The sequence below is a fragment of the Streptomyces sp. NPDC020379 genome (assembly GCF_044387105.1).
GTDB lineage: Bacteria > Actinomycetota > Actinomycetes > Streptomycetales > Streptomycetaceae > Streptomyces.
In genome coordinates, this window is the sequence record NZ_JBIRVR010000038.1 from 1 (window position 1) to 26,567 (window position 26,567).

The 26,567-nt window shown below is 71.1% G+C and carries 26 protein-coding genes; 7 read left to right on the forward strand and 19 right to left on the reverse strand.

The window, feature by feature from the left end; all coding sequences use genetic code 11:
• Positions 1-130: 130 nt before the first annotated feature.
• From ccsB to hemL, 7 genes are all read right to left on the reverse strand, one after another.
• Positions 131-1,282: a c-type cytochrome biogenesis protein CcsB gene (gene ccsB / locus ACH427_RS31205; RefSeq protein ID WP_398875000.1), complete on the reverse strand. Its 1,152-nt coding sequence runs from the start codon at positions 1,280-1,282 to the stop codon at positions 131-133.
• Positions 1,282-3,036 carry a cytochrome c biogenesis protein ResB gene (locus ACH427_RS31210; protein WP_398875001.1) on the reverse strand — a complete coding sequence of 585 codons (1,755 nt, stop codon included), beginning with the start codon at positions 3,034-3,036 and terminating at the stop codon, positions 1,282-1,284. The genes ccsB and ACH427_RS31210 overlap by 1 nt, the downstream gene beginning before the upstream one ends.
• 3 nt (positions 3,037-3,039) lie before the next feature.
• On the reverse strand, positions 3,040-3,813 hold the full coding sequence (locus ACH427_RS31215) for a cytochrome c biogenesis CcdA family protein (protein WP_398875003.1): 774 nt from the start codon (positions 3,811-3,813) through the stop codon (positions 3,040-3,042).
• Positions 3,814-3,817: 4 nt separating this feature from the next.
• Entirely contained in the window at positions 3,818-4,441 is a 624-nt protein-coding gene (locus ACH427_RS31220) for a TlpA family protein disulfide reductase (protein ID WP_398875005.1), read from the reverse strand.
• A 123-nt stretch (positions 4,442-4,564) separates the two neighbouring features.
• Complete coding sequence (locus ACH427_RS31225; RefSeq protein ID WP_398875065.1) at positions 4,565-5,776, reverse strand: hypothetical protein; 1,212 nt, start codon at positions 5,774-5,776, stop codon at positions 4,565-4,567.
• A gap of 169 nt (positions 5,777-5,945) precedes the next feature.
• Positions 5,946-6,650 (reverse strand): histidine phosphatase family protein, encoded by a 705-nt coding sequence (locus ACH427_RS31230; protein ID WP_398875067.1) that lies wholly within the window; start codon positions 6,648-6,650, stop codon positions 5,946-5,948.
• A gap of 20 nt (positions 6,651-6,670) precedes the next feature.
• The gene (hemL, locus tag ACH427_RS31235) at positions 6,671-7,978 is read right to left on the reverse strand and encodes a glutamate-1-semialdehyde 2,1-aminomutase (protein WP_398875007.1); all 1,308 of its coding nucleotides are present in this window, start codon (positions 7,976-7,978) and stop codon (positions 6,671-6,673) included.
• Positions 7,979-8,258: 280 nt separating this feature from the next.
• On the opposite strand from hemL, the gene ACH427_RS31240 reads away from it, so the two are divergent.
• Complete coding sequence (locus ACH427_RS31240) at positions 8,259-8,828, forward strand: hypothetical protein (protein ID WP_366006185.1); 570 nt, start codon at positions 8,259-8,261, stop codon at positions 8,826-8,828.
• Between the two features lie 49 nt (positions 8,829-8,877).
• Here the strand turns inward: ACH427_RS31240 and ACH427_RS31245 are convergent, their stop codons facing one another.
• The 4 genes from ACH427_RS31245 to ACH427_RS31260 form a co-directional block, all read right to left on the reverse strand.
• Positions 8,878-9,606 (reverse strand): ANTAR domain-containing protein, encoded by a 729-nt coding sequence (locus ACH427_RS31245; RefSeq protein WP_398875010.1) that lies wholly within the window; start codon positions 9,604-9,606, stop codon positions 8,878-8,880.
• 5 nt (positions 9,607-9,611) lie between these two features.
• Complete coding sequence (locus ACH427_RS31250) at positions 9,612-9,917, reverse strand: hypothetical protein (RefSeq protein WP_398875012.1); 306 nt, start codon at positions 9,915-9,917, stop codon at positions 9,612-9,614.
• Between the two features lie 11 nt (positions 9,918-9,928).
• Positions 9,929-10,333, reverse strand: a complete 405-nt coding sequence (locus tag ACH427_RS31255; protein WP_398875014.1) for a hypothetical protein — start codon at positions 10,331-10,333, stop codon at positions 9,929-9,931.
• Positions 10,334-10,401: 68 nt separating this feature from the next.
• Positions 10,402-10,785, reverse strand: coding sequence for an STAS domain-containing protein (locus tag ACH427_RS31260; RefSeq protein ID WP_398875015.1), 384 nt, complete (start codon positions 10,783-10,785; stop codon positions 10,402-10,404).
• Positions 10,786-11,253: 468 nt separating this feature from the next.
• On the opposite strand from ACH427_RS31260, the gene ACH427_RS31265 reads away from it, so the two are divergent.
• The 3 genes from ACH427_RS31265 (at position 11,254) to ACH427_RS31275 (ending at position 12,933) form a co-directional block, all read left to right on the forward strand.
• On the forward strand, positions 11,254-11,589 hold the full coding sequence (locus ACH427_RS31265; RefSeq protein ID WP_398875017.1) for a YnfA family protein: 336 nt from the start codon (positions 11,254-11,256) through the stop codon (positions 11,587-11,589).
• A gap of 81 nt (positions 11,590-11,670) precedes the next feature.
• Positions 11,671-12,435: an SDR family NAD(P)-dependent oxidoreductase gene (locus tag ACH427_RS31270; RefSeq protein WP_398875019.1), complete on the forward strand. Its 765-nt coding sequence runs from the start codon at positions 11,671-11,673 to the stop codon at positions 12,433-12,435.
• Positions 12,436-12,552: 117 nt separating this feature from the next.
• The gene (locus ACH427_RS31275; RefSeq protein WP_398875022.1) at positions 12,553-12,933 is read left to right on the forward strand and encodes a VOC family protein; all 381 of its coding nucleotides are present in this window, start codon (positions 12,553-12,555) and stop codon (positions 12,931-12,933) included.
• A 226-nt stretch (positions 12,934-13,159) separates the two neighbouring features.
• On the opposite strand, the gene ACH427_RS31280 is transcribed toward ACH427_RS31275, so the two are convergent.
• Positions 13,160-14,353, reverse strand: a complete 1,194-nt coding sequence (locus tag ACH427_RS31280) for an RtcB family protein (protein ID WP_398875024.1) — start codon at positions 14,351-14,353, stop codon at positions 13,160-13,162.
• Between the two features lie 210 nt (positions 14,354-14,563).
• Here ACH427_RS31280 and ACH427_RS31285 point away from each other — a divergent pair, with 210 nt between their 5' ends.
• The gene (locus ACH427_RS31285; RefSeq protein WP_398875026.1) at positions 14,564-15,409 is read left to right on the forward strand and encodes a hypothetical protein; all 846 of its coding nucleotides are present in this window, start codon (positions 14,564-14,566) and stop codon (positions 15,407-15,409) included.
• 133 nt (positions 15,410-15,542) lie between these two features.
• Positions 15,543-16,256, forward strand: a complete 714-nt coding sequence (locus tag ACH427_RS31290) for a hypothetical protein (protein WP_398875028.1) — start codon at positions 15,543-15,545, stop codon at positions 16,254-16,256.
• A 66-nt stretch (positions 16,257-16,322) separates the two neighbouring features.
• Here ACH427_RS31290 and lysS read toward each other — a convergent pair whose 3' ends face one another.
• A complete protein-coding gene (gene lysS / locus ACH427_RS31295) occupies positions 16,323-18,059 on the reverse strand; it encodes a lysine--tRNA ligase (protein ID WP_398875031.1) in 1,737 nt (578 codons plus the stop codon).
• A 171-nt stretch (positions 18,060-18,230) separates the two neighbouring features.
• Between lysS and argS the strand changes: the two genes are divergently transcribed.
• Positions 18,231-19,994: an arginine--tRNA ligase gene (gene argS / locus ACH427_RS31300; RefSeq protein WP_398875033.1), complete on the forward strand. Its 1,764-nt coding sequence runs from the start codon at positions 18,231-18,233 to the stop codon at positions 19,992-19,994.
• A gap of 1 nt (position 19,995) precedes the next feature.
• Here argS and ACH427_RS31305 read toward each other — a convergent pair whose 3' ends face one another.
• The 6 genes from ACH427_RS31305 to ACH427_RS31330 form a co-directional block, all read right to left on the reverse strand.
• Positions 19,996-20,445, reverse strand: a complete 450-nt coding sequence (locus tag ACH427_RS31305; protein ID WP_398875035.1) for an ATP-binding protein — start codon at positions 20,443-20,445, stop codon at positions 19,996-19,998.
• A gap of 129 nt (positions 20,446-20,574) precedes the next feature.
• Positions 20,575-21,564, reverse strand: a complete 990-nt coding sequence (gene hemB / locus ACH427_RS31310; RefSeq protein WP_398875036.1) for a porphobilinogen synthase — start codon at positions 21,562-21,564, stop codon at positions 20,575-20,577.
• The gene (locus ACH427_RS31315; RefSeq protein ID WP_398875038.1) at positions 21,561-23,219 is read right to left on the reverse strand and encodes a uroporphyrinogen-III synthase; all 1,659 of its coding nucleotides are present in this window, start codon (positions 23,217-23,219) and stop codon (positions 21,561-21,563) included. Before ACH427_RS31315 ends, hemB begins: the two co-directional genes overlap by 4 nt.
• Positions 23,216-24,211 carry a hydroxymethylbilane synthase gene (gene hemC / locus ACH427_RS31320; RefSeq protein ID WP_398875040.1) on the reverse strand — a complete coding sequence of 332 codons (996 nt, stop codon included), beginning with the start codon at positions 24,209-24,211 and terminating at the stop codon, positions 23,216-23,218. The genes ACH427_RS31315 and hemC overlap by 4 nt, the downstream gene beginning before the upstream one ends.
• Positions 24,208-25,611 carry a glutamyl-tRNA reductase gene (locus ACH427_RS31325; protein WP_398875042.1) on the reverse strand — a complete coding sequence of 468 codons (1,404 nt, stop codon included), beginning with the start codon at positions 25,609-25,611 and terminating at the stop codon, positions 24,208-24,210. Before ACH427_RS31325 ends, hemC begins: the two co-directional genes overlap by 4 nt.
• Positions 25,608-26,378: a redox-sensing transcriptional repressor Rex gene (locus ACH427_RS31330; protein ID WP_398875044.1), complete on the reverse strand. Its 771-nt coding sequence runs from the start codon at positions 26,376-26,378 to the stop codon at positions 25,608-25,610. Before ACH427_RS31330 ends, ACH427_RS31325 begins: the two co-directional genes overlap by 4 nt.
• Positions 26,379-26,567 lie beyond the last annotated feature (189 nt).

The window sequence follows — 26,567 nt, forward strand, 5'->3', positions numbered from 1 at the left end:
GAGCCCGCACCCGCACCAGCCACTTCGCAGCACTTCGCCCCGCCGAACAGGTCGGCGGGGCGAAGCAGCACGGCCCGGATTAACCAACAGCGTCCCTCCGGAAGGGGGCGGGCCGTCGCGTGCGAAGCGGTCAGACGCCGGCGTAGGAGTGCTTGCCGGTGACGAAGATGTTCACGCCGTAGTAGTTGAAGATGTACGTGGCGAACGCGAACAGCGCGATGTAGGCCGCCTTGCGGCCCTTCCAGCCGGCGGTGGCGCGGGCGTGGAGGTAGCACGCGTAGCTGACCCAGGTGATGAAGGACCAGACCTCCTTGGGGTCCCAGCCCCAGTAGCGGCCCCACGCCGCCTCGGCCCAGATGGCGCCCGCGACGATGGTGAAGGTCCACAGCGGGAAGACGGTCGCGTTGACGCGGTACGCGAACTTGTCGAGCGTGGCGGCGGCGGGCAGCCGGGAGACGGGGTTGTCCGTGCCCTTGGCCACCTTGGCCTTGAAGCGGGCCCACGTGCGGTCCCGCGGCAGCTCGGCGAGGTAGCGGTCCAGACCCGGGCCCGTCCGGCCCGCCACCAGGCGCGCCTCGTAGCCGTCCCGGACGAGGTACATCAGCGTCGAGCACGCGCCGACCCACAGGGCCGCGCCGGAGATGATCGCGCAGGAGACGTGGATGTACAGCCAGTACGAGTGCAGGGCGGGCACCAGCTGGTCGCTGTCGGTGTAGAGCACCGACAGGGCGAGGCCCAGGTCGAGCAGGATCGTGGTGGTCAGCGGGAGGCCGAGCCAGCGCACGTTCTTCTTGAGGATCAGCAGGACGAGGTAGACCCCGACGACGGTCATGCCGAAGGTCGTCGAGAACTCGTACATGTTGCCCCACGGCGCCCGCTGCACCGACGCCGCACGGGCGCCCACCGCGCCCGCGTGCAGCAGGAAGGCGAGGACGGTCAGGGAGATGGCGACACGGCCGTAGACATCGCCCTTCTCGCTGGTGCCGGCCGCGCCGGGGCCGTCGGGGACGTCCCGGCTGCCGACGGCGGAGCGGGTGACGACCTTGGGGCGCTCCAGCACGGCGGTGCCGCCGCCCTGGGCCGCCTTGCCGGCCGAGGCGGACGCGGCCGCCTCGGCCTCCACCGTGATCGCGGCGGCGGTCCGGCCGACCGCGCTGCGGCTGCCGAACACCCACTCCGCGATGTGCGCGAGGAAGGCCAGGGTGTAGACGGCCATGGCCGAATAGATCAGCACATTGCTGATGTGCGCCAAGTTCTCGTTGGCTGCGGCAGCGATCGACATCACGCGCGCGCTCCTTCGGAGGAGGGTTCAGCGGAATCTGTGGGCTCGGTGGGTTCTTCCGGCGCCACGGGCGGGGCGTCGGGCATCAGGGCGACGGCGAGGTCGGAGATCTCCTCGGGCAGCTTCGCGGACTCGCTGCGGCCGAGGCCCGCCATCTCTACGACGGTCCGCCCGTCGGCACCGCGCACGGCCCGCACCCACACGCGGCGGCGCTGGATGAACAGCGACCCGGCCACGCCGACGAGGGCGGCGACCGCGCCGGTGAGCGCCATGCTGTTGCCGGGCTGCTGGGAGACCTGGAAGGTGGCCCAGGGCTTGATGCCCTCGAACTTCAGGGTGCCCGCGCCGTCGGGGAGCGTCATGGTGTCGCCGACCTTCAGGACCTGCGCGTAGGGGTTGCCGCTCTTGTCCTTGAACTGCGTCATCTTGGACACGTCGAGCTGGTAGACGCTCTGCGGCAGGCCGGAGTTGATGCCGAGGCTGCCGTGGTACGCGGTGAGGACCAGCCGCGGGTTGTCCAGGGCGGGGAACTGCGAGGCCATGCCGCTTTTCGCCAGGTCCAGCGGCAGGGTGGGCACGAAGTTGCCCTTGAAGCCGAGCTCGTCCTTGTTGCCGTCCTTGTCGCGGTAGTCCGGCACCTTGATGACCGTGGACTCCGTGATGTTGCTGTCCAGCGGCAGCGAGGCCACCGCGCCGCGGTAGGCGACCTCACCCTTGCCGTCCTTGACCGTGACGACCGGGGCGTAGCCGTGGCCGATCAGATAGACCTTCGAGTCCGCCGTCTCCAGCGGCTCGTTCACCTTGATCGTCTTCTTCTTGGGAGCGCCGTCCGCGCCGTCCCAGTACGTGACCCTGGCCTCGTACGTCCGCGGCGTGCCGCGCTGGGGGCCGGTGCGCTCGTACGTGCCCTCGAAGCTGTCCATCGTGAAGCCGAAGGGGCTGAGGTCGTCGGAGGAGAACAGGGAGCCCGACTTGAAGTCGTCGTACTGCGTGAGGGTGTTGGAGAACTTGTCGCCCTCGACCATCAGCTTCTGGCCCTCGGACTTCCACAGCTGCCCCGAGGCGAAGGCCAGGAGCAGCACGATCAGCGCGATGTGGAAGACGAGGTTGCCGGCCTCGCGGAGATAGCCCTTCTCGGCGGCCACGGCGTCGCCGGCGGCCTCCGTGCGGAACCGCCGCCGCTTGAGCAGCTTCCCGGCCGCGGCGAGCACCTGCTCGGGCTCGGCGTCCGTCTGCCAGGTCGTGTGCACCGGCAGCCGGTTCAGGCGGCGCGGCGCGCCCGGCGGGCGGCCGCGGAGCTGGCCGATGAACTGCCAGGTGCGCGGGACGATGCAGCCGATCAGGGAGGTGAACAGCAGGATGTAGATCGCGGAGAACCACACCGAGGTGTAGACGTGGAAGAGCCCGAGCTTGTCGTAGACGGACGCCAGCGTCTCGTGCGACTTCTTCCAGTTCTCGGCCTTCACCGCGTCGACGCTCGTCTGCGGGATGAGCGAGCCGGGGATGGTGCCGAGCGAGAGCAGGAAAAGCAGGATCAGCGCGATCCGCATCGAGGTCAGCTGGCGCCAGAACCAGCGCACCCAGCCGACGGCCTCCCGCCCCGACCAGGCCAGCCACCCCAGGGCGCCGGGGCGGCGCACGCCGCCGAAGGAGCCGGGCACCGCCTGGCCTTCCTCGACGGGCGTTGTGGACAGCTGGGAACCGGCCGCGCCGATGTCCTTGTCCTCGGTGGTGGGGGGGGTTGTCTCAGCCATGTGTCAGACCTCGGGAACGAAGGAGTCGGACCACTGTCGCATGTCGGCGATCAGCTGGTCCCAGGCGCCGGTGAGCAGCAGCACGCCGACCGCGATGAGCATGGCGCCGCCGATCCTCATGACCCAGGCGTAGTGCCGCTTGACCCAGCCGAACGCGCCGAGGGCGCGCCGGAAGGCGAGGGCGGCCAGTATGAACGGCAGACCGAGGCCGAGGCAGTACGCGAACATGAGCAGCGCGCCCCGTCCGGCGCTGCCCTGGTTGAAGGCCAGCAGCTGGACGGAGGCGAGCGTGGGGCCGATGCACGGCGTCCAGCCGACGCCGAACATCGCGCCCAGCAGCGGCGCCCCGGCCAGCCCCATCACCGGCTTCCGGTGGAAGCGGAACTCCCGCTGGCCCCAGCGGGAGAGGAGGCCCATGAAGGCGAGGCCCATCACGATGGTGAGGACGCCGAGGATCTTGGAGATCGTCTTCTGGTGGGCCTGGAGGTCCGCGCCGATGTTGCCGAAGAAGGCGCCGCCGGAGACGAAGACCGCGCTGAAGCCGAGCACGAAGAGCAGCGAGCCGGCGAGCATCCGGCCGCGCTTGGCCTCGGCGATGTCGGAGCCGCTGACGCCGGTGACGTAGGAGAGATAGCCGGGCACGAGCGGCAGCACGCAGGGGGAGAAGAAGGAGACCAGCCCGCCGAGCACGGCGACGGGCAGGGCGAGCAGCAGCGCGCCGCTGAGGACGGTCTGGTTCATGTCCCCGGCGGCGGCGAGGGTGGTGACGGCGGTCACCGGGTCACTTCTCCGCGACGAGTGGGTCGAGCGTCTTGCGCAGCTCGTCCTCGGTCAGCGCCTTGATCGCCCGTGCGGCGATCTTGCCGTCGCGGTCGATGAAGACGGTCGAGGGGATCGACTGGGGGCTGAGGCTGCCCTTGGGGAAGCGCAGCAGCAGCTGGCCGCCGGAGTCGTAGAGGCTCGGGTACGGGACCTCGAATTCCTTCTCGAAGCGGAGCGCCGGGGCGGGGTCGGTGTCGCGGGTGTTGATGCCCACGAACTGGACGCCCTTGTCCTTGTAGTCGTTGGCGACCGTGACGAGGTTCTTGGCCTCGCCGCGGCAGGGGGAGCACCAGGAGCCCCAGACGTTGAGGACGACGACCTTGCCCTTGTAGTCCTTCGCGACGTCGAGCTCCTTGCCCTCCAGCGTCTTGCCGGAGAGGTCCGGCGCGCTCTGGCGGGCGCCCTTGTCGTTGACGACGCTGACACCGCCGGCGCCCTGCACGAACTGGGTCTGGCCGCCGCTCTTCGGGTTGTCACCGGAGCCACAGGCGGTCAGGGTCAGGGCCGCGAGGGCGGTGCAGGCGGCCAGCAGGGTGGTGCGACGGCGGGATTCGATGCGTCGAAGGGCGCGGCAGGCACTCATGTGAAAAGTTTCGCATGGTCCGTTTAGGGATCTTCCGCACCCCCCTCAAGGGCCCCTCCAACGAGTCGGCGCACGGGTGACGGGCCCCCTGCCGCGGCTCGTCGGGGGCCCGCCGGCGGCCCGTCAGGCGCTCCTGGCGCTCCACTTCTCGCCGACGTCGAGCCGGCGCAGCTTCTCCAGGACGGCCGGGTCCTGGACGTCGAGCCAGTCGACGAACTGCCGGAAGGAGAGCAGCCGGACGTCCTTGCGCTTCTCGTCGGCGATGTATTTCAGCGCCTCTTCGACGGCGTCCATATAGATGCCGCCGTTCCACTGTTCGAAATGGTTGCCGACATAGAACGGCGCGCGATTCGTCTCGTACGCGCGGTCGAAGCCGGCGATATACGACTCCGTGGCCTGGCGGCGCCAGTGGTCGTAGTGTTCGGGCGGGCCCTTGGTGGTGTTCTTCGACTGGTTGGCGAGGATGTTGTAGTCCATCGAAAGGACTTCGAACGAATGGCCGGGAAAGGGCATCTGCTGCAACGGCAGATCCCACAGGCCGTGTCTTTTGCAGGGCCACACCTGAGTGCCGCCCGGGGAACTCGCGTCGTAGCGCCAGCCGAGTTTCTTCGCTGTCGGCAGGAGATTGTCCTGGCCCAGCAGACACGGCGTGCGGCTGCCGCAGAGTTCCTTGCGGTAGTCGAAGGGCAGCGGTTCGAGGTCCTTGAAGCCGGTGTTGGTCCGCCACTTGGTGACGAAGGAGACGGCCTGCTCGATCTCCGACTCCCAGTCCTCCGCGGTCCACTGGGCGACGGAGCCGGAGCCGGAGCAGAAGTGCCCGTTGAAGTGGGTGCCGATCTCGTGGCCGTCGAGCCACGCCTGGCGGATGTTCTCCAGGGTCGCCTGGATGTGCTCGTCGGTCAGATAGCCGATGTCGGAGGCGCCCACCGGGTTGTTCGGCGGCTTGTACAGGTCCTTCTTCGCCTCGGGGAGGCAGTAGAGCCCGGAGAGGAAGAAGGTCATGTACGCGCCGTGGTCCTTGGCGAGCTTCCGGAAGCGCGGGAAGAGGCCGTTGCCGACCTCGCCCGCGCCGTCCCAGGAGAAGATCACGAACTGCGGGGGCTTCTGCCCCGGCTCCAGCCGCTCCGGCTTGGGCGGCTGGTTGGGCTGCGGCCCGGCGTCGGCGGTGGAGCCGTCACCGATCGGGCTCGCCTTGGCCCGCTCGCTCGCCTTGGCCGAGGGGTCGTGTTTCTCGGAGCCGGCGGAGGAGGAGCAGCCGGCGACGCCGGTCAGCGCGGCGGCCGCTCCCGCCCCCACTCCCATGCCGAGGAGACCTCGTCGGCTGATCTCGCGCATGTCGTCTCCGTCCGTACTCGCCACGCCTCCATACACCTTGTCGTCCATATAAAACGACATTGCGTGGGACGGCGCGTCGAGTACGGCGGTTGCGCATTTTCGCCGGTCTTTGCAGCGCTTTACCCGGTTTTAGCCGGGCGGTCGCGGAGTTCTCCGCACGGCATTACGCTCAGGCGCCGAATGCCTTGGCCCCGCCCTTTACCGGTTTCGCGCCCGCGAGCAGATGCGCCGGGACCAGATCCCGGGCCGGCTCGCTGTAGCCGACCGACACGATTTTGTCCCCCCTGAAGGTGAACGTCGTCAGGCTCGCCAAAGTGCACTGCCGTTTACGCGGGTCGTGCCACAGCCGCCGCCGCTCCGCGAAACTGCGCACGATCCAGATCGGCAGCTGATGGCTCACGCAGACGGCCTCGTGGCCGCGGGCCGCGTCACGCGCCGCGCCGAGCGCGCCCATCATCCGCACGACCTGCTCGACATAGGGCTCACCCCACGACGGGCGGAAGGGATTCGTCAGGTACTTCCAGTTGGCCGGCTTCTTCAGCGCGCCGTCGCCGACCCCGAAGGTCTTCCCCTCGAAGACGTTCTCCGCCTCGATCAGCCGCTCGTCCGTCGCCAGATCCAGACCGTGCGCCTTGGCGATCGGCTGCGCCGTCTCCTGCGCGCGCTCCAGCGGGGAGGCGACCACATGCGTGATGTCCCGCCCCGCCAGGTGCTCGGCGACCCGGTCGGCCATCCGCAGCCCCAGGTCCGACAGGTGATAGCCGGGCTTGCGCCCGTAGAGCACGCCCTCGGGGTTGTGCACCTCGCCGTGCCGCATCAGATGGACGACGGTGATCTCACTGCCGTCCTTCGCCTTGCCGGCGTCGTTGCTCATCGCGTTGGTCATCCCGTCCGTCATTCCGTCGCCTCGGCTGCCGCCCGCGCCGCGGCCGGCAGCGCCGCCGCGATCCGCTCGACCGCCGCACTGTCATGGGCCGTCGAGACGAACCACGACTCGAACGCCGACGGCGGCAGATACACGCCCTGCGCCAGCATCGAGTGGAAGAAGGCGTTGAAGCGGAACGACTCCTGCGCCTTCGCCTGCTCGTAGTCCGTGACCTCGCGGCCGGTGAAGAACACGGAGAACATGTTCGACGCCGTCTGGAGCCGGTGCGCCACGCCCTCCTTCGTCAGGGCCGCCGTCACCAGGCCGCTGATCTCCGCGGCGACCGCGTCGACCTTCGCGTACGCCGCGTCGTCCAGCAGCCGCAGCTGCGCGAGGCCCGCCGCGGTGGCGACCGGGTTCCCGGAGAGCGTGCCCGCCTGGTAGACCGGGCCCGCCGGGGCCAGGTGGCCCATCACGTCCGCGCGGCCGCCGAAGGCCGCCGCCGGGAAGCCGCCGCCCATGACCTTGCCGAAGGTCATCAGGTCCGGCCGCACGCCGTCGACGCCGAACCAGCCCGCCCTGCTCGTACGGAAGCCGGTCATGACCTCGTCCGAGATGAACAGCGCGCCGTTCTTGGCACAGGCCGCCTTCAGGCCCGCGTTGAAGCCCGGCTTCGGCGGGACCACGCCCATGTTGCCCGGCGACGCCTCCGTGATCACACAGGCGATCTCGCCCGGGTGCGCGTGGAAGGCGGCGTGCACGGCCTCCAGGTCGTTGTACGGCAGCACGATCGTGTCGCCCGCCTGCGCGCCCGTCACCCCGGGCGTGTCCGGCAGCCCGAACGTCGCCAGCCCCGAGCCCGCCGCGGCCAGCAGCGCGTCCACATGGCCGTGGTAGCAGCCCGCGAACTTGATCACCTTGGCGCGGCCGGTGAAGCCGCGCGCGAGCCGGATCGCCGACATCGTCGCCTCGGTGCCGGACGACACCAGGCGCACCTGCTCCACGGGCTCGATCCGGGAGACGATCTCCTCGCCGAGCGCCACCTCGCCCTCGCCGGGCGTGCCGAAGGACGTACCGCGCGCGACCGCCTCCTGCACGGCGGCGACCACCTCGGGGTGCGCGTGGCCGAGGATCATCGGCCCCCACGAACACACGAGGTCCACATACTCCCGGCCGTCGGCGTCCGTCAGGTACGGACCCGTACCGGACACCATGAACCGGGGCGTACCGCCCACGGCGCGGAAGGCGCGCACCGGGGAATTCACGCCACCGGGCGTCACGACAGCGGCACGGTCGAACAGCGCTTGCGAGACGGGGGCTTCATACGAATAAGGCACTTGGAATCCTGACCTGCGGAAACGTAGGAAGGGACGGCGGCTGGCCGCGCGCCCCGGCTGGCAGCGGTGCGGGCTTGACCCGCTCGCGACCGGGCGTCAGCCCTCTCGTGTCTGCGAGACTGGGGCTTCATATGGGTAGCTCACGCTAGCCATGGTCTCAGAGCCCTGTACCGAGTCGTCTTCGGGCGTTTCACACGCTGTTCACGGGGGAGGTCTCTGAGACGATGATCGGGTTGCGCGGCGGGGGCTGTGCTGCGTAAAAAAGCGGTCGGGTGGAGATATGCATCGCGGTGGCGGACTGGGCGAGGGCACCGATGACCTGGGGCCCGAGCGAGCCCAGAGGTCCCGCAGGGGGCGCCACAGAGGCCGTCGTGAAGAAGACGGCGCGGGAAGCAGCAGGAGTGGTGGCCGGGTGGGGGTGACCTACAAGTACTTCGGGGCGCCCAACAGCGCCGCCGCGGCCAACGTCCCCATCTCCATGCGCCCCGAGGAGCTCGGCGGTGACGAGCTCGGCATGGGCGGCATGTTCACCAAGATCAAGCCGGAGACGATGGCCGCCATGGTCCTCACCGGCATCGAGGGCATACCCCTGCACAAGGTCCCCCCGCTCGAACTGGTCGTCCTCCACCCCGACTACGCCGTCGTCAAGCTCCCCATGACCGTCGTCGACCCGCTGCGCGGCATCGGCGAGGAATCCGTGGGCGCCGCCGCCTTCATCTGGTCCACCGTCCCCGACCGCGGCGGCCCGCGGGACGCGTTCACCGTCTATCAGCTGCTCCGCGAGTGGCAGGACTTCTCCCACCGCCTGCACGAGAACGGCCACCAGCCGTACTGCCTGGTCTGGCCCTGACCGGACCGGCGCGCCCCGCCGTCCGCGACGCGCCCGCGCCGCCCACCGGTCAGCGCGGTGCGAGCAGGTCGGTGTCCACGGTGCCCCGCACCACCTGCTGAGCGATATCCGCCAGCCGCAGCTGCCGCGGGCGGGCATAGCTGCGCAGGCTCTCGAACGCCTCGTCCGGACTCACCTGCCAGCGCTCGGCCAGCACACCCTTGGCCTGCTCGATCACCACCCGGCTGTGGAGCGCGGCCTGCAGCTGCGACTTGTCGATGTTGCCCTGCTCGATCGTGCGCTGCTGCAGAATGGCGATCGTGGCCACGTCCGCCAGCGCCTGGGCCAGCTGGACATCGGACTCGGAGATCCGCGTGTCGCGGGAGTCGAAGAGGTTCAGCGCGCCGATGACCTGGTGCCGCAGCCGCATCGGAATGGCGTGCGTCGTACGGAAACCCACCGCGCGGGCGCGGGCGGCGAAGGGGCCGAAAGCCGCCGTGGCCCTGGGGGACTCCAGATCGATGCCCAGCTGCGCCTGGCCGGTGCGACAGCACTCCACGCACGGCCCCTGGTCGTACTGGAGGGCGAACAGCTCCAGCAGCCGGGTGTGTTCGTCCGAGGCCGCGATGACCTGCGGCTCGCCGAAAGCGTTCGCGATCATCACGCCGGCGGCTTCGATGTCCAGCAGTTCGACGCAGCGGGCCGCGAGCCGATGGAGAAAGTCGATCAGATCAAAATCCTCGATCAGCGAATCGACGGCCTCGACCAGGATCTCCAGCATGCGTGGCCGGCTAGCCATGGCCATCATCCCCTTTTCTCGAAAGACGGGTCCGGCCCGTCATGAGTATGTCGGAAGTGCGGCCGGCGGCCCACGGCGTCCTCCGTGACCCGCAGCGACGGAAGCTCGTGCCGACAGGCGTGGGCGCGCGGCGGCAGCAGGGCCCGGGCCACGGTCACCCGCGCCTGGACGCTGATCACCCCGCCGGCCCGGTGGACGACGGCCCGGTGCGGCTGCGCGGCGGACCCGGCCGAGGCGAACGCCGCGGCGTGCCGCCCGCCGTCCGGCACCACCGCGGTCACCGCCGCGGCGAGGATCAAGGCGTCGTCCATGGCGGCCGCCGTCAGCGCGCCCGCTGGGCGGTCAGCACGCCCAGGCAGGCCCCGCCGATCCGCGGGGGGAAGCAGAAGAGGGCGTCCACCCCGGGCCCGGCCAGGGCCGGGAGCGGCGCGGGCCACCGGTCGGAGCGGCCCCGCCCCAGATCCGGCTCGACGATCACCGCGCGGGAGCCCGGGGCAGCCGCCCCCGACGCTTCGCCGCGCGTGTACTGCTCGTTCTCAAAGCGCTCGCCGGCCCCCGGGGAGGACCACACCAGCTCGCTCAGCGCCCCGTCCGTGGCGAGGGAGACCGCGACCCCGTCCACCCCCGGGACCCGGGCGCACTCCACCGGCTCGCCGCCGATCAGGGCGAGGCCCGAGCGTGCGGGCATGTCCCGCGGCGCGCGGGCCATGCCCGTGCTGGTAGCCACAGCTGCCACCCGCTTCCCGGGCCGGCTCCCCACCCGCCCTCCGGAGCGGACGGTCTGTCGCCTTCACCCTACGCCCGGGAGCCCCTGCCGGGACTGCTGTCGAGGGCGTCGAGATCGGCCAGATCCGCCAGCGAGGCGACCGGCCCGAATGCCTCCAGAAGATCGGCCAGCCGCATGATCTTCAGTGCCCACGGCCGGGTGCACAGCACCGCGAAACGTCCGCCTGCCGCGAGCACACCCGCGCGCGTCCTGCACAACACACCCAGGAGCGCGCAGTCGAAGAACGTCACCTCGCGGAGATCGATCACGACCACGGGTTTCTCCAGCGTCAGCAGCCGCACGAGCAGTTCCTCGACCACCGGCACCGACTCGATGTCGAGCTCACCGGTCAGCCGCAGCACACTCCACCGGCCCACCACACGGATACTCGACGCGCTCTGCCACCCGGTCACGAGTGCTCCCCCTGTGTGGACAGCATGAGACGGCGGCGGGGAAGAAAGAGGACCTCGCGCACCGTCGCCACCAGGGTCCAGGGCAGCTGTTACGAAACATACGGGCCACCGCCGCCGCACAAGGGACAAGGCGCAGCTCGGGCTCTCGAAGGGGTGAAGACAGCCGAAACCGGCCTTCGAGTGCGACGATCGGTGATTAACTCTCTAAGGGTCTGTACCCGTTCTGTACCCACCGATGGCCGAGAGTCCACCCAGCCGGGGCGGCGGACCGCCCGTGCTCCTTCCCGAGCACCCGTCGCCGTCCTACGGTGAATCCGCGGCCCCGGCCCCCGGTCGCCGTCTCCCTCGGGGACACCGGACGCCTCCCGCCCTGCCGGTCGCCCCGCGGTCGCAGACGAGCCGGCCGGTGCCCGCCAGGGGGGGTGCGGAACCACCGGCCGGCTTCCGTCAGCACGTAACGTGCTCCCCGTGCCCACCCTCCGCTCCATCGCCCTCTTCCTCCTCGCCGCGCTCCTGGAGATCGGCGGCGCCTGGCTCGTCTGGCAGGGCGTACGCGAACACCGGGGCTGGGCGTGGATCGGCGCGGGAGTGCTCGCCCTCGGCGCCTACGGCTTCGTCGCCACGCTCCAGCCGGACGCCGAGTTCGGCCGCATCCTCGCCGCGTACGGCGGGGTCTTCGTCGCCGGGTCGCTGGCCTGGGGCATGGTCGCCGACGGCTACCGCCCCGACCGCTACGACGTGGCCGGCGCGCTGGTCTGCCTCGCCGGGGTCGCGATCATCATGTACGCACCGCGCGGCCGCTGAGCCGGCCGCCGGGAGCCGCTCGAACGCGAGGCCGCATATCCTGCGAGCGAATCCCGCACGCCGCACCACAGGAGGCCCGCCATGAGCACCCGCACCGCCGTCGTCACCGGCGCGAGCAGCGGCATCGGTGCCGCCACCGCCCGCCGGCTGGCCGCCGCCGGCCACCGCGTCGTCCTCACCGCCCGCCGCGCGGACCGCGTCGAGGCCCTGGCCGCGGAGCTCACGGAGGCCGGCCACGAGGCGATCGCCTACGGGCTCGACGTCACCGACCGCGCCGCCGTCATGGCCTTCGCGGCATACCTGGACGACTTCGAGAGCGTCGACATCCTGGTCAACAACGCGGGCGGCGCGCTCGGCACCGATCCCGTCGCGACCGCCGACCCCGCGGACTGGCGCGCGATGTACGAGGTGAACGTGCTCGGCGTGCTCAACCTGACACAGGCGCTGCTCCCCCGGCTCGTGGCGAGCGGGGACGGCACGGTGCTGATCGTCTCCTCGACCGCCGGGCTCGGCACCTACGAGGGCGGCGGCGGCTACGTCGCCGCCAAGCACGGCGCGCACGTCATCGCCGAGACGCTGCGCCTGGAGCTGTGCGGGCAGCCCGTACGCGTCATCGAGATCGCCCCCGGCATGGTGAAGACGGACGAGTTCGCCGTCACCCGCTTCCGCGGCGACACGGAGAAGGCCGCCGCGGTCTACGCCGGGGTCGCCGAGCCGCTGACGGCCGAGGACGTCGCGGACACCATCACCTGGGCGGTCACCCGGCCCCCGCACGTGAACATCGACCTGCTCGTCGTACGCCCCCGCGCCCAGGCGGCCAACCACAAGGTGCACCGCGAGGGCTGAGCGGCCCCGGGACCTGGGACGCAGGACCCGGGACCGATGACGTGGACGATCATCAGGGGTTACCTTGCTCGTGCAGCGGCCGCCACGGGGGACGGCCCGTACGAAAAGGAACCTCGCATGCGCGTCACCGGCTTCGACCACCTCGTCCTGAATGTCTCCGACGTCGAGCGGGCCCTCGCCTTCTACTGCGGCCCGCTCGCCCTGGAGCCCGTCCGCGTCGAGGAGTGGCGCGCGGGGAAGGTGCCCTTCCCCTCGGTGCGCGTCTCCCCCACGACCATCATCGACCTGGTCGACCGCGCCCGCGGCGAGTCCAACGTCGACCACATCTGCCTGGTCGTCGAGCCGCTGGACTGGCAGACGGTGATCGACGCGGGCACCTTCGAGGGCGTCCGCGGCCCCGTCACCAACTTCGGCGCCCGGGGCAACGCGGAGTCCGTCTACGTCACCGACCCCGACGGCAACACGGTCGAGCTGCGCTGGTACCCGCAGGACGTGTGAGGCGCCCCGCGTCTGTTCGTACACCTGCCGGTACAGCCACACGCCCCGGAAGTGGCGGCACCCGCTGCGTCAAGCGGGCTTCGCCGGAGCCGGCGCCCGAGTCGTCGACGCCCCCGAGCCCGGGGCCACGTCGGAACACTGACCGTTCGGGCCGTGGCCCCGTGGGCCCAGCGGAACAGCCCCGCCCGAGCGCTTCGGGTGGGGCCGTCAGGCGAACCGGAGCCGGTCAGCCCTTCACGCAGACGATCTGCTTGAGCTTGGCCACGACCTCGACGAGATCCCGCTGCTGCTCCATGACCTGCTCGATCGGCTTGTAGGCGGCCGGGATCTCGTCCACCACGCCCCGGTCCTTGCGGCACTCGACGCCCCGCGTCTGCTCCGCCAGGTCCTGCTCGGAGAAGCGCTTCTTCGCAGCATTGCGGCTCATCCGGCGGCCCGCACCGTGGGAGGCGGAGCGGAAGGAGTCCGGGTTGCCCAGGCCGCGCACGATGTACGAGCCGGTGCCCATGGAGCCCGGGATGATGCCGTACTCACCGCCGCCCGCGCGGATCGCGCCCTTGCGGGTGACCAGCAGGTCGACGCCCTCGTAGGTCTCTTCCGCCACGTAGTTGTGGTGGCAGGAGATGACCGGCTCGAACATCGGCTTGGCCTTCTTGAACTCCTTGCGGACCACGTCCTGGAAGAGGGCCATCATGATCTCGCGGTTGTGGCGCGCGTACTCCTGCGCCCAGAACAGATCGTGCCGGTAGGCCGCCATCTGCGGGGTGTCCGCCAGAAAGACCGCCAGGTCCCGGTCGACCAGGTTCTGGTTGTGCGAGAGCTTCCGGGCTTGCCCGATGTGGTACTCCGCCAGTTCCTTGCCGATGTTGCGGGAACCGGAGTGGAGCATCAGCCACACAACCCCCTGGCCATCAATGCAGACTTCGCAGAAGTGATTACCCCCGCCAAGCGTTCCCATCTGCTTCAGAGCCCGGCCCTGACGGAATTTGACCGCTTCCGCGACCCCGTCGAACCGCCCCCAGAAGTCGTCCCACCCGGCCGTCGGCAGCCCGTGGAGCCGGCGCGGGTCCACCGGGTCGTCGTGCATCGCGAAGCCCACCGGGATGGCTTCCTCGATCTTCGACCGCAGCCGCGACAGATCGCCCGGAAGGTCGTTGGCGGTCAGTGAGGTCTTCACCGCCGACATGCCGCAGCCGATGTCCACGCCGACCGCCGCCGGGCACACCGCGCCCCGCATCGCGATCACCGAGCCGACCGTGGCTCCCTTGCCGAAGTGGACGTCCGGCATCACGGCGAGGCCCTCGATCCAGGGCAGGGTCGAGACATTGCGCAGCTGCTGCATGGCGACGTCCTCGACCGTGGCCGGGTCGGCCCACATGCGGATCGGCACACGGACGCCGGGTACCTCGGTGTAGGACATCGTTTTCCTCATAACCCCGTAAAAGCAAGATAACGCAAAAGCCGGACAAATCTGACGATTCGCGACAGGGAACCGGCAGACCGGGCGGTGCGTGCGGTAGACATACCTTCCAGCCACCGCCTTTCCGGCGGCAACCCGTTTTCGCGCGAGCACGAGCGCGAGCGCGGCGGGCGAGGGCGGTCAAGCCGCAGGCGAAGGGAGCCACGGACAGTGCAGCGAAGGGCATACGCACCGGCCGCCGCACTGGTTGCGGCACTGCTCGCCGCGGTACTCGCCGCGTGCGGCGGGTCCTCCGGCGGCCACGGCGGGAACGACGACGCCAAGACCGGCCGCACCGGCGCGACGGCCCCGGCCGGGGAGCCCGGCAAGTACCGCAGCCTCCCCGAGCCCTGCGGCTATGTGAACCGGGACACCCTGCGCCGCCTGCTGCCGACCGGCGAGGACGAGAGCGACCCCGAGGTCCAGAAGCTCTACCGCGGCCAGGCCGCCGTCACCTACGACACCGACCGCCGCGTCGGCTGCCGCTGGAAGCTGGAGACCCCGGAGGGCACCCGGCACCTGTCCATCGATTTCGAGCGCGTGGTCTCCTACCAGCCGGGGGTCAGCGACGACGACCGGGCGAAGGAGCTCTACGCCCGCCAGGCATCCGCCGCGAAGATCCCCGACGCGTCGGCGTCGGCGTCCGCGACCCCCTCCACCGCCCCGCCCTCGCCCCCCGCGAGCGCGGGCACGCACCCGCAGGGCGGCGCCGCCACCGGCTCGCCGTCCGCCCCCGCGAGCCCCTCCGCCTCGGGCTCCCCCTCCGCCGACCCCCGCTTCCTGCCCCGCGTCCTCGACGACCTCGGCGACGACGCGTTCATCGACGACAAGCTGGTCACCGCGGCGGCCGGTGTGCACCGGGACATCGCGATCGTCTTCCGGTCCGCGAACGTCCTCGTGAGCATCGCCTACGACCAGTGGACGGCCGACCGGCAGCACATTCCCACCAGCGAAGACCTCCAGGGCAAGGCGCACGGCCTGGCCAAGGAGCTGGACGCGGGGCACTTCGGCAATTAGCCCGGCGAGTATCGCCCCGCCTCGGCCACCGGCGCTCCCCCGCCGCGTACCGTGCCGGGCAGGGCACCCGGCCGGCGGACCGCCCGCCGGCGGACCTCAACGATCCGCCCCCGACACGACGAGTGAAGGACCCATGCACCGAACAGCCCCGCGACTCGCCCGAATCCTCGCCTGCGCCGCAGTACCGGTGATGCTCGTCGCCACCGGCTGCTCGGACGACTCCGGCTCCGAGAAGAAGTCGACGGCCTCTCCGTCGAAGGCCGCGACGCCGAGTCCCTCGGCCACGATGAAGGCGGCGACGTTCGGCAAGCTGCCCGAGGTCTGCAAGACCGTCGACGAGAAGAGCATCGACAAGCTGGTGCCGTCGGCGAAGAAGAAGGAGGGCGAGGCCCTCCCGGCGACCGCCCCCAACGACTCCGCCAGCTGCTTCTGGAACGGCCTGAACGGCGAGGACGCCAAGGACCTCCAGTACCGCAGCCTGACGATCTCGCTCAAGCGCTTCTCGGCGGACCCCACGCTCGGCTCGGGCGAGAAGCTCGCCGCGAACTACGTCGGCCAGCGGACCACCAAGGCGGCCACCGAGGACGGTGCCAAGGACGCCAAGACCGAGAAGGTCGGCGGCATCGGCGACGAGGCGAACAGCGTCGCCGCGGACTACCGCAAGGACAACGACGACTACCGCAACGCGATCGTGGTGACCCGCACCGCCAATGTCGTGATCACCGTCAAGTACACCGGCGCCGGCTTCCAGGGCGCCAAGAACCCCGACGCGGGCGACCTGATGAAGAACGCGCAGGACGCGGCGAAGGAGGCCGTGGCCTCGATCGCCGCGGCGAACAAGAAGTAGCCGGAACGCGATGAAGCCGGGCGGGCCCCCTCGGGCCCGCCCGGCTTCATCGCGTCGTACGCGGTGTCACACGGCCAGCAGCTTGCGCACGCGGTCCGCGCCCACGGCGAGGAGCAGCGTGGGCAGGCGCGGGCCGGTGTCACGGCCGACCAGCAGGTGGTAGAGCAGCGCGAAGAAGGAGCGCTGGGCGACCTTGAGCTCCGGCGTCGGCTTGGCATCGGGCGCCAGCCCGGCCTGCACCTTCGGCACGCCGTAGACCAGCGTGGTCAGCCCGTCCAGCGACCAGTGCTCGTCCAGCCCGGCGAGCAGCAGCCGCAGCGACTCGCGGGCCTGCTCGTCCAGCGACGCGAGGCGCTCGGTGTCGGGCTCCTCACGGACGATGGTGCGGGACTCGGCCGGGACCTGGGTGTTGATCCAGTGCTCGGCCCGGTCGAGCCGCGGCCGCGTCTCCTCCAGCGAGGTGACCGGGTTCTCCGGGTCGAGCTCGCTGAGGATGCGCAGGGTCTGCTCGTCGTGGCCGGCGGTGATGTCGACGACCGAGGCGAGCGTGCGGTACGGCAGCGGGCGCGGGGTGCGCGGCAGTTCGCCGGAGGCCGTGCGGGCGGCCCGGGCGTGAGCGGCGGCGTCGGCGGGCAGCACGCTGCCGTCGGCGACCTTGGCCTCCAGCTTGTCCCACTCGTCGTAGAGCCGCTGGATCTCCTGGTCAAAGGCGATCTTGAAGGACTGGTTGGGCTTGCGGCGCGCGTACAGCCAGCGCAGCAGCGGCGCCTCCATGATCTTCAGCGCGTCGCCCGGGGTGGGGACGCCGCCCTTGGAGGAGGACATCTTGGCCATGCCGCTGATGCCGACGAAGGCGTACATCGGGCCGATCGGCTGCTCGCCGCCGAAGACCTTGCGGACGATCTGGCCGCCGACCACGAAGGAGGAGCCGGGCGAGGAGTGGTCGACGCCGGAGGGCTCGAAGATCACGCCCTCGTAGGCCCAGCGCATCGGCCAGTCGACCTTCCAGACCAGCTTGCCGCGGTTGAACTCGCTGAGCAGCACGGTTTCGGAGTGGCCGCACACGCAGGTGTAGGCCAGCTCGGTGCTCTCGTCGTCGTAGGCGGTGACCGTGGTGAGGTCGCGCTCGCAGACGCCGCAGTAGGGCTTGTACGGGAAGTAGGCCGCGCCGGAGCCGCTGCCGTCGTCCTCGGCGGCCGCGCCGGAGCCCTCGGCGGCCTCCAGCTCGGCCTCGTCGACCGGCTTCTGCTGCTGCTTCTTCGGCTTGCCGGTCGCCTTGCCCTTCGTCCGGTACTGGTCGAGGATCGCGTCGATGTCGCCGCGGTGCTTCATCGCGTGCAGGATCTGCTCGCGGTAGACACCGGAGGTGTACTGCTCGGTCTGGCTGATCGGGTCGTACTCGATGCCGAGCTCGGCCAGCGCGGCGACCATGGCGGCCTTGAAGTGCTCGGCCCAGTTCGGGCAGGCCGAGCCGGCCGGGGCGGGCACCGAGGTCAGCGGCTTGCCGATGTGCTCGGCCCAGCTGTCGTCGATGCCGGGGACGCCGGCCGGCACCTTGCGGTAGCGGTCGTAGTCGTCCCAGGACAGCACGTGCCTGACCTCGTGCCCGCGGCGGCGGATCTCGTCGGCGACCAGGTGCGGGGTCATGACCTCGCGCAGGTTGCCCAGGTGGATCGGGCCGGAGGGGGACAGGCCGGAGGCAACGACGATCGGTTTGCCGGGGGCACGGCGCTCCGCTTCGGCAATGACCTCGTCGGCGAAACGGGAGACCCAGTCGGCCTCGGTGCTCTGAGCCTGAGCCACGGCACTTCCTTCCTTACGGTCCTGGCATGACCATTGTCCCAGACGGCCGGGGCGGCTCCGGGGTTGCTCCCGGGTCGGTCACAGGCGGCCGGAATGACCACCCGGGCGGCGACGGGTGCGTGTGATACTCGGTGTATTCAAAACGCCCTCTAACGGAACGGCACCCACCCCATGGCCTCGGTCCCTTCCCTCGCCTCCTCGCTCCACCAGCGCATCGCGGACGCTCTCTCGGCAGCCCTGCCGGAGGCCGGCGCCGCCGACCCGCTGCTGCGACGAAGCGACCGGGCCGACTTCCAGGCCAACGGGATGCTGGCGCTCGCCAAGAAGCTGGGGGGCAACCCCCGCGAGCTGGCCGGCAAGGTCGTGGCCGGGCTGCCCGCCGGTGATCTGATCCAGGAGATCGAGGTCTCCGGCCCCGGCTTCCTCAACATCACGGTCACCGACCGGGCGATCACCGGGACGCTCGCGGCCCGCGCGGCCGACGACCGCCTGGGCGTGCCGCTCAAGGAGAAGCCGGGCACCACGGTCATCGACTGGGCGCAGCCGAACGTGGCCAAGGAGATGCACGTCGGCCATCTGCGGTCCGCGGTGATCGGCGACGCGGTCGTCAAGATCCTGGAGTTCGCGGGCGAGAAGGTGATCTCGCGGCACCACATCGGCGACTGGGGCACCCAGTTCGGCATGCTCATCCAGTATCTGCTGGAGCACCCGCACGAGCTGGACCACAAGGACGCCGCCTCCGGTGAGGAGGCCATGTCGAACCTCAACCGGCTCTACAAGGCGTCCCGCACGCTCTTCGACTCCGACGAGGCGTTCAAGGAGCGGGCGCGCCGCCGGGTCGTGGACCTCCAGGCGGGCGATGAGCAGACCCTCGCCCTGTGGCAGCGGTTCGTGGACGAGTCGAAGATCTACTTCTACTCGGTCTTCGGCAAGCTCGACATGGAGATCCGGGACGCGGACGTGGTCGGCGAGTCCGGCTACAACGACATGCTGGCCGACACCTGCCGCATGCTGGAGGAGTCCGGTGTCGCCGTCCGGTCCAACGGCGCGCTGTGCGTGTTCTTCGACGACGTCAAGGGCCCGGACGGCAACCCCACCCCGCTGATCGTCCAGAAGTCCGACGGCGGTTTCGGCTATGCGGCGACCGACCTCTCCGCGATCCGCGACCGGGTGGGCAAGCTGGGCGCCGACTCCCTGCTCTATGTCGTGGACGCCCGGCAGGGCCTGCACTTCAAGATGGTCTTCGAGACCGCTCGCCGGGCCGGCTGGCTGCCCGACGGCGTCAAGGCCGTGCAGCTGCCCTTCGGCACGGTGCTCGGCAAGGACGGCAAGCCGTTCAAGACGCGTGAGGGCGAGACGGTCCGGCTGGTCGACCTGCTGGACGAGGCGATCGCGCGGGCGACGGCCGTGGTCCGGGAGAAGAGCGAGAAGCTCGGCCTGACCGACGAGGAGATCGCCGAGCGCGGCACCCAGGTGGGCATCGGCGCCGTGAAGTACGCCGACCTGTCCACGTCCCTGGGCCGTGACTACATCTTCGACCTCGACCGGATGGTCTCCCTCAACGGCGACACCTCGGTCTATCTCCAGTACGCCTACGCCCGTATCCGCTCCATCCTCCGCAAGGCGGGCGAGTCGGCCTCCGCCAAGGCCCACCCGGAGCTGGCGCTGGCCCCGGCGGAGCGCGCGCTGGCGCTGCACCTGGACCAGTTCGCGGAGACGCTCGCCGAGGTCGCCGGTTCGTACGAGCCGCACAAGCTGGCCGCGTATCTCTACCAGCTGGCGTCGGCGTTCACGACGTTCTACGACCAGTGCCCGGTCCTCAAGGCCGAGGACGCGCCGACGGTCGAGAACCGGCTGTTCCTCGCGGAGCTGACGGGCCGCACCCTGCGTCAGGGCATGGCCCTGCTGGGCATCCGCACGCCCGAGCAGCTGTAGGTCACGGAGCCGGCGGCGGGGCCTGGTGCCCCGCCCCCAGCTCGAACCAGATCAGCTTGCCGACGAGCCCCTGCGGCTGGTTCCGCAGCGCGAACCCGCCCCAGCTGTCGGCGCACTTCATCACCAGCCCCAGCCCGCGCCCCTGTTCGGCCTCGTCGTCCGGCAGCGCGGCCCTGCTCAGCCCGGGGAGCCCGGGGTTGGTGTCCCAGACGGTCACCCGCACCCGCTCGCCCTCCCGCCGCACCCGCACGGACGCGGGCCCGTCGGTGTGCCGGTAGGAGTTGGTGACCAGCTCCGACGTCAACAGCTCCGCGGTGTCCGCCAGTTCGGCGAAGCCGTGCTCCTGGAAGATCGTGCGCAGCGTGCGCCGCGCGATGCAGGGCGCCATCGGGTCGGAGGGGACCTGGAGGGTGTACTCCCAGTCGTCGGCGAGTTCGGGGTCGTTGCTCATCTACGCCTCCGGGGTGAGCGATATGGGCACAACGTAGAGCTCTGAGGCGAATGGTCGCCAGCGGGCGGGAACGCCGATGGCGGCCTCCCCGCCGGGGAAGCCGCCATCGGTACGTACAGCCGTGCTCGCTCAGAGCTGCCGTGCGACCTCCGTCGCCCAGTAGGTGAGGATCATGTTCGCGCCCGCCCGCTTGATGCCGGTGAGCGTCTCCAGGATGGCCCGGTCGCGGTCGATCCAGCCGTTGGCGGCGGCCGCCTCGACCATCGCGTACTCGCCGGAGATCTGGTACGCGGCCACCGGCACGTCCACCGACTCCGCGACCTTGGCGAGGATGTCGAGGTAGGGCAGGGCCGGCTTGACCATGACCATGTCCGCGCCCTCGGCGAGGTCGAGCTCCAGCTCGCGCAGGGACTCGCGGGCGTTGGCCGGGTCCTGCTGATAGGTCTTGCGGTCGCCCTGGAGCGAGGAGCCGACGGCCTCGCGGAAGGGGCCGTAGAACGCGGAGGCGTACTTCGCGGTGTAGGCCAGGACCGAGACGTCCTCGTGGCCGGTCTGGTCGAGGGCGTCGCGGATGACGCCGACCTGGCCGTCCATCATGCCGCTCGGGCCCACCACATGGACGCCCGCGTCGGCCTGGATCTGCGCCATCTCGGCGTAGCGCTCCAGCGTGGCGTCGTTGTCCACCCGGCCCTCGGAGTCGAGGACCCCGCAGTGGCCGTGGTCGGTGTACTCGTCCAGGCACAGGTCGGACATGATGACGAGGTCGTCGCCGACCTCGGCCTTCACGTCCCGGATGGCGACCTGGAGGATGCCCTCGGGGTCGGTCCCGGCGGTGCCCGCCGCGTCCTTCTTCGCGTCCTCGGGCACGCCGAAGAGCATGATCCCGGAGACGCCGGCCTCCAGCGCCTCGACGGCCGCCCGGCGCAGGGTGTCCCGGGTGTGCTGGACGACGCCCGGCATGGCCGAGATCGGCACCGGCTCGGCGGCGCCCTCCCGCACGAAGGCGGGCAGGATCAGGTCGGCCGGGTGCAGCCGGTGCTCCGCGACCATCCGGCGCATGGCCGGATTGGTCCGCAGCCGCCGGGGGCGGGAGCCGGGGAAGGTGCCGTACGTGCTCAACTGCGTGCCCTTCTACGCGATCCGGGCCGTCGCTCGCTCGGGCGCGTGACCGGGTCGCCGGCCTCCAGGGCGGCATCGCGCCGCGCCGCGCCGAAGTCCGCGAGCGCCTCGGCGAGCTTGTGCACCGAGGGCTCGGGCGACAGCACGTCCACCCGCAGGCCGTGTTCCTCCGCGGTCTTCGCGGTGGCCGGGCCGATGCAGGCGATGACGGTGACGTTGTGCGGCTTGCCGGCGATGCCGACGAGGTTCCGCACGGTGGACGAGGAGGTGAAGAGCACGGCGTCGAAGCCGCCGCCCTTGATCGCCTCGCGGGTCTCGGCCGGCGGCGGCGAGGCGCGCACGGTCCGGTAGGCCGTGACGTCGTCGACCTCCCAGCCGAGCTCGATCAGGCCCGCCACCAGGGTCTCGGTGGCGATGTCGGCGCGCGGCAGGAAGACGCGGTCGATCGGGTCGAAGACCGGGTCGTAGGGCGGCCAGTCCTCCAGCAGACCGGCGGCCGACTGCTCGCCGCTCGGCACGAGGTCGGGCTTCACGCCGAACTCGACGAGGGACTTCGCCGTCTGCTCGCCGACGGCCGCGACCTTGATACCGGCGAAGGCACGCGCGTCGAGGCCGTACTCCTCGAACTTCTCGCGGACCGCCTTGACGGCGTTCACGGAAGTGAAGGCGATCCACTCGTAGCGGCCGGTGACCAGCCCCTTGACCGCGCGCTCCATCTGCTGCGGGGTGCGCGGCGGCTCGACCGCGATGGTCGGGACCTCGCTGGGCACGGCGCCGTAGGAGCGGAGCTGGTCGGAGAGCGACGCGGCCTGCTCCTTGGTGCGCGGCACGAGCACGTTCCAGCCGAAGAGCGGCTTGGACTCGAACCACGAGAGCTGGTCGCGCCGCGCCGCCGCGCCGCGCTCGCCGACCACGGCTATCACCGGCTGGCCGCCGTCCGGGGACGGCAGCACCTTCGCGGCCTTGAGCACCTGGGCGATCGAGCCGAGGGTGGCGGTCCAGGTGCGCTGGCGCGTGGTGGTGCCGGCGACGGTGACGGTCAGCGGGGTGTCGGGCTTGCGCCCGGCGGAGACCAGCTCACCGGCGGCGGCCGCGACCGAGTCGAGCGTCGTGGAGACGACCGCGGTGACCTCGCTCGCGCCGACCTCGGACCAGCAGGTGGCCGAGGCCGTACGGGCGTCCACGAAGCGCACGTCGGCGCCCTTGCCGTCGCGCAGCGGCACCCCGGCGTAGGCGGGCACGCCCACGGCCGTGGCGACGCCCGGCACCACCTCGAAGGTGATGCCCTCGGTGGCGCAGGCCAGCATCTCGTCGCCGGCGTTGCCGTCGAGGCCGGGGTCGCCGAGCACCGCACGGACGACCCGCTTGCCGCCGCGCGCGGCCGACATGACAAGATTGGCGGTGTCCCTCAGGACAGGTACTTCGGGCGTTCCGACGGTTTTTGATGACTCGTCAGTAACCGTCTGGGCAGGCATGTCCACATGGGCGCGCGCATGCGTGCGCACCACATCGAGCACCTGCGGATCGGCAATCAGGACGTCCGCGGCCGCCAGTGCCTCCACGGCACGCAGCGTCAGCAGTCCCGGGTCTCCGGGTCCGGCACCGAGGAAGGTGACGTGCCCGTGCACGGGGTGGTTCGGGGCGGTGGGGTTCAAAGTGCTCGCTCCCCCATAAGACCGGCCGCACCCTTGTCGAGCATCGCTGCGGCGAGCTCGCGGCCCAGGGCCACGGCTTCCTCGCTGGACGTCGGCACGGGACCGGTGGTGGACAGCTGCACCAGCGTCTTGCCGTCGGTCGAGCCGACGACGCCGCGCAGGCGCATTTCGGTGACAACCTGCCCGTCGGCCAACAGGTCGGCCAGCGCACCCACGGGTGCGGAGCAGCCGGCCTCCAGGGCGGCGAGCAGGGAACGCTCGGCGGTCACGGCGACCCGGGTGTACGGGTCGTCGAGCTCGGCGAGCATCGCGGCGAGGGGTGCGTCGGTCGCAGCGCACTCGATCGCCAGGGCCCCCTGGCCGGGGGCGGGCAGAACTGCGTCGGGCTCCAGGTACTGCGAGATCTCCGACGCCCGGCCGAGACGGGTGAGCCCGGCCGCGGCCAGCACCACGGCATCCAGTTCGCCGTCGGTGACGAAGGCGATCCGGGTGTCGATGTTGCCGCGGATGGGCACCGTCTCGATCTCCCGGCCGTGCGCGCGGGCCAAGGCGTTGAGCTGGGCCATGCGGCGCGGCGAGCCGGTGCCGATACGGGCTCCGGCGGGCAGCGTCTCCAAGGTCAGCCCGTCCCGCGCGATCAGCACGTCGCGCGGGTCCTCGCGGACCGGGATCGCCGCCAGCACCAGGTCGTCGGGCTGGGTCGTCGGCAGGTCCTTGAGGGAGTGCACGGCGAGGTCGATCTCCCTCGCGGCCAGCGCGTCGCGCAGCGCGGAGACGAAGACGCCCGTCCCGCCGATCTGCGCGAGCGACTCCCGCGAGACATCGCCGTACGTGGTGATCTCGACCAGCTCGACCGGGCGGCCGGTCAGCTGCCGTACGGTCTGTGCCACCTGCCCGGACTGGGCCATGGCGAGTTTGCTGCGACGGGTGCCCAGGCGAAGCGGTCGCTGCCGCGCGGTCACCTCGTCCACCGTCGAAGAGGTGTCGTTCATGCCGGCTCCCGTGCAGTGTTGTGCGTACCGGCCCGTGAATCGGCCCGGCTCACGGCGGCGACCGCCTGCGGATCGAGGTCGAAGAGTTCCCGCAGCGCGTCGGCGTATCCGGCGCCGCCGGGGGTGGAGGCCAGCTCCTTGACGCGCACGGTGGGCGCGTGGAGCAGCTTGTCGACCACGCGGCGGACGGTCTGGGTGATCTCCGCGCGCTGCTTGTCGTCGAGGTCGGGCAGCCGCCCGTCGAGGCGGGCGATCTCGCTCGTGACGACGTCCGCCGCCATGGTGCGCAGGGCGACCACGGTGGGCGTGATGTGCGCGGCCCGCTGCGCGGCGCCGAAGGCGGCGACCTCGTCGGAGACGATGGTGCGCACCCGGTCGACGTCGGCCGCCATGGGAGCGTCGGCGGATGCCTCGGCCAGCGACTCGATGTCGACCAGCCGGGCGCCCGCGAGGCGGTGGACCGCGGCGTCGATGTCCCGCGGCATGGCCAGGTCGAGGAGGGCGAGCACGGTGCCGGTCGCGTCCGCGCAGGCGGGACCGACGGCGCAGCGCGCGTCCTCGTGGCCCGCGAGCGCGGCCTGGACGACATCGGCGGTCAGGACCACACCCATGGCGCCGGTGCAGCTCACCACGACGTCCGCGAGGGCCAGTTCACCGGGCACCGCGGCCATCTCCACGGCCGAGGCCGTGCAGCCGGGGCCGCCGGGCTCGGCGAGGATCTCGGCCAGGCGCTCGGCCCGCTCCACCGTGCGGTTGGCGATCGCCACGTGCGCGACGCCCGCGCGGGCGAGCGTCGCCGCCGCGAGGGAGGACATCGAACCGGCGCCGATGACCAGGGCGCGCTTGCCGGCCGCCCAGGCGGTCACGTCCGCGCCGGCGGCGAGCCGCTCCAGGCCGAAGGTGACCAGGGACTGCCCGGCCTTGTCGATGCCCGTCTCGCTGTGGGCGCGCTTGCCGACCCGAAGGGCCTGCTGGAAGAGGTCGTTGAGCAGCCGCCCGGCGGTGTGCAGCTCCTGGCCGAGCGCGAGGGCGTCCTTGATCTGACCGAGGATCTGGCCCTCGCCGACGACCATCGAGTCCAGCCCGCACGCCACCGAGAAGAGGTGGTGGACGGCCCGGTCCTCGTAGTGCACATAGAGATAGGGGGTCAGCTCGTCCAGGCCGACGCCCGTGTGGCGGGCGAGCAGCGTGGACAGCTCGGCGACACCGGCGTGGAACTTGTCCACGTCGGCGTACAGCTCGATGCGGTTGCACGTGGCGAGCACGGCGGCCTCGGTGGCGGGCTCCGCCGCGAGGGTGTCGTGCAGGAGCTTCATCCGCTCCTCGCGCGCGAGGGCGGCCCGCTCCAGCACGCTGACGGGCGCGCTGCGGTGGCTCAGACCGACGACGAGAAGGCTCATGCCGGCATCACGGCGGGGACATCCCCGTCCGGGCCCTTCCGGCTCTCCGGCGCCGGGCGCACGGCCGCGCCCGAGCGGGCGGCCACGGCGGCCGGCGCGTTCTCCTCGCCCGCCTTGCGCTGCTCGTGGAAGGCCAGGATCTGCAGTTCGATCGACAGGTCGACCTTGCGCACGTCGACGCCCTCCGGCACGGAGAGGACCGTGGGCGCGAAGTTGAGGATCGAGGTGACCCCGGCGGCGACGAGCCGGTCGCACACCTGCTGCGCGGCGCCGGCGGGGGTCGCGATGACGCCGATGGAGACGCCGTTGTCACTGATGATCGATTCGAGCTCGTCGGTGTGCCGCACGGGCAGCCCGGCCACCGGCTTGCCGGCCATGGCCGGGTCGGCGTCGATCAGCGCGGCGACGCGGAAGCCGCGCGAGGCGAAGCCGCCGTAGTTGGCGAGCGCGGCACCGAGGTTTCCGATGCCGACGATGACGACCGGCCAGTCCTGGGTCAGGCCGAGCTCACGGGAGATCTGGTAGACGAGGTACTCGACGTCGTAGCCGACACCGCGGGTGCCGTACGAGCCGAGGTAGCTGAAGTCCTTGCGCAGCTTGGCGGAGTTGACGCCCGCCGCGGTCGCGAGTTCCTCGGAGGAGACCGTGGGCACCGAGCGCTCGGAGAGCGCGGTCAGTGCACGCAGATACAGCGGTAGCCGGGCGACGGTGGCCTCGGGGATCCCTCGGCTTCGGGTCGCCGGTCGGTGAGTTCGGCCAGTTGCCACGGTGCTCCTGCGGGTAGAGCGGGGCTGCGGGCGGCGCCTCGTCCCAGGACCGCCCCGTCCCCCGCAGGCTATGCCTTTGTGAACGCGTGCACAAAGATGGTGTCCGCTTTGTCCGGGCAAAGTGACCGGCGTCACGCGGTATTTCGCCCCGATCCGGGAACCATCGGCCGCCGCATGGCGACCACGGCG

Excerpts from the sequence above, each read along its gene's own strand:
- ccsB (WP_398875000.1), bottom strand. The coding sequence starts at position 1,282 with ATGTCGATCGCTGCCGCAGCCAACGAGAACTTGGCGCACATCAGCAAT.
- ACH427_RS31210 (WP_398875001.1), bottom strand. The coding sequence starts at position 3,036 with ATGGCTGAGACAACCCCCCCCACCACCGAGGACAAGGACATCGGCGCG.
- ACH427_RS31220 (WP_398875005.1), bottom strand. The coding sequence starts at position 4,441 with ATGAGTGCCTGCCGCGCCCTTCGACGCATCGAATCCCGCCGTCGCACC.
- ACH427_RS31225 (WP_398875065.1), bottom strand. The coding sequence starts at position 5,776 with ATGCGCGAGATCAGCCGACGAGGTCTCCTCGGCATGGGAGTGGGGGCG.
- ACH427_RS31230 (WP_398875067.1), bottom strand. The coding sequence starts at position 6,650 with ATGAGCAACGACGCCGGCAAGGCGAAGGACGGCAGTGAGATCACCGTC.
- ACH427_RS31240 (WP_366006185.1), top strand. The coding sequence starts at position 8,259 with ATGCATCGCGGTGGCGGACTGGGCGAGGGCACCGATGACCTGGGGCCC.
- ACH427_RS31245 (WP_398875010.1), bottom strand. The coding sequence starts at position 9,606 with ATGGCTAGCCGGCCACGCATGCTGGAGATCCTGGTCGAGGCCGTCGAT.
- ACH427_RS31250 (WP_398875012.1), bottom strand. The coding sequence starts at position 9,917 with ATGGACGACGCCTTGATCCTCGCCGCGGCGGTGACCGCGGTGGTGCCG.
- ACH427_RS31270 (WP_398875019.1), top strand. The coding sequence starts at position 11,671 with ATGAGCACCCGCACCGCCGTCGTCACCGGCGCGAGCAGCGGCATCGGT.
- ACH427_RS31275 (WP_398875022.1), top strand. The coding sequence starts at position 12,553 with ATGCGCGTCACCGGCTTCGACCACCTCGTCCTGAATGTCTCCGACGTC.
- ACH427_RS31280 (WP_398875024.1), bottom strand. The coding sequence starts at position 14,353 with ATGTCCTACACCGAGGTACCCGGCGTCCGTGTGCCGATCCGCATGTGG.
- ACH427_RS31290 (WP_398875028.1), top strand. The coding sequence starts at position 15,543 with ATGCACCGAACAGCCCCGCGACTCGCCCGAATCCTCGCCTGCGCCGCA.
- argS (WP_398875033.1), top strand. The coding sequence starts at position 18,231 with ATGGCCTCGGTCCCTTCCCTCGCCTCCTCGCTCCACCAGCGCATCGCG.
- ACH427_RS31305 (WP_398875035.1), bottom strand. The coding sequence starts at position 20,445 with ATGAGCAACGACCCCGAACTCGCCGACGACTGGGAGTACACCCTCCAG.
- hemC (WP_398875040.1), bottom strand. The coding sequence starts at position 24,211 with ATGAACGACACCTCTTCGACGGTGGACGAGGTGACCGCGCGGCAGCGA.
- ACH427_RS31325 (WP_398875042.1), bottom strand. The coding sequence starts at position 25,611 with ATGAGCCTTCTCGTCGTCGGTCTGAGCCACCGCAGCGCGCCCGTCAGC.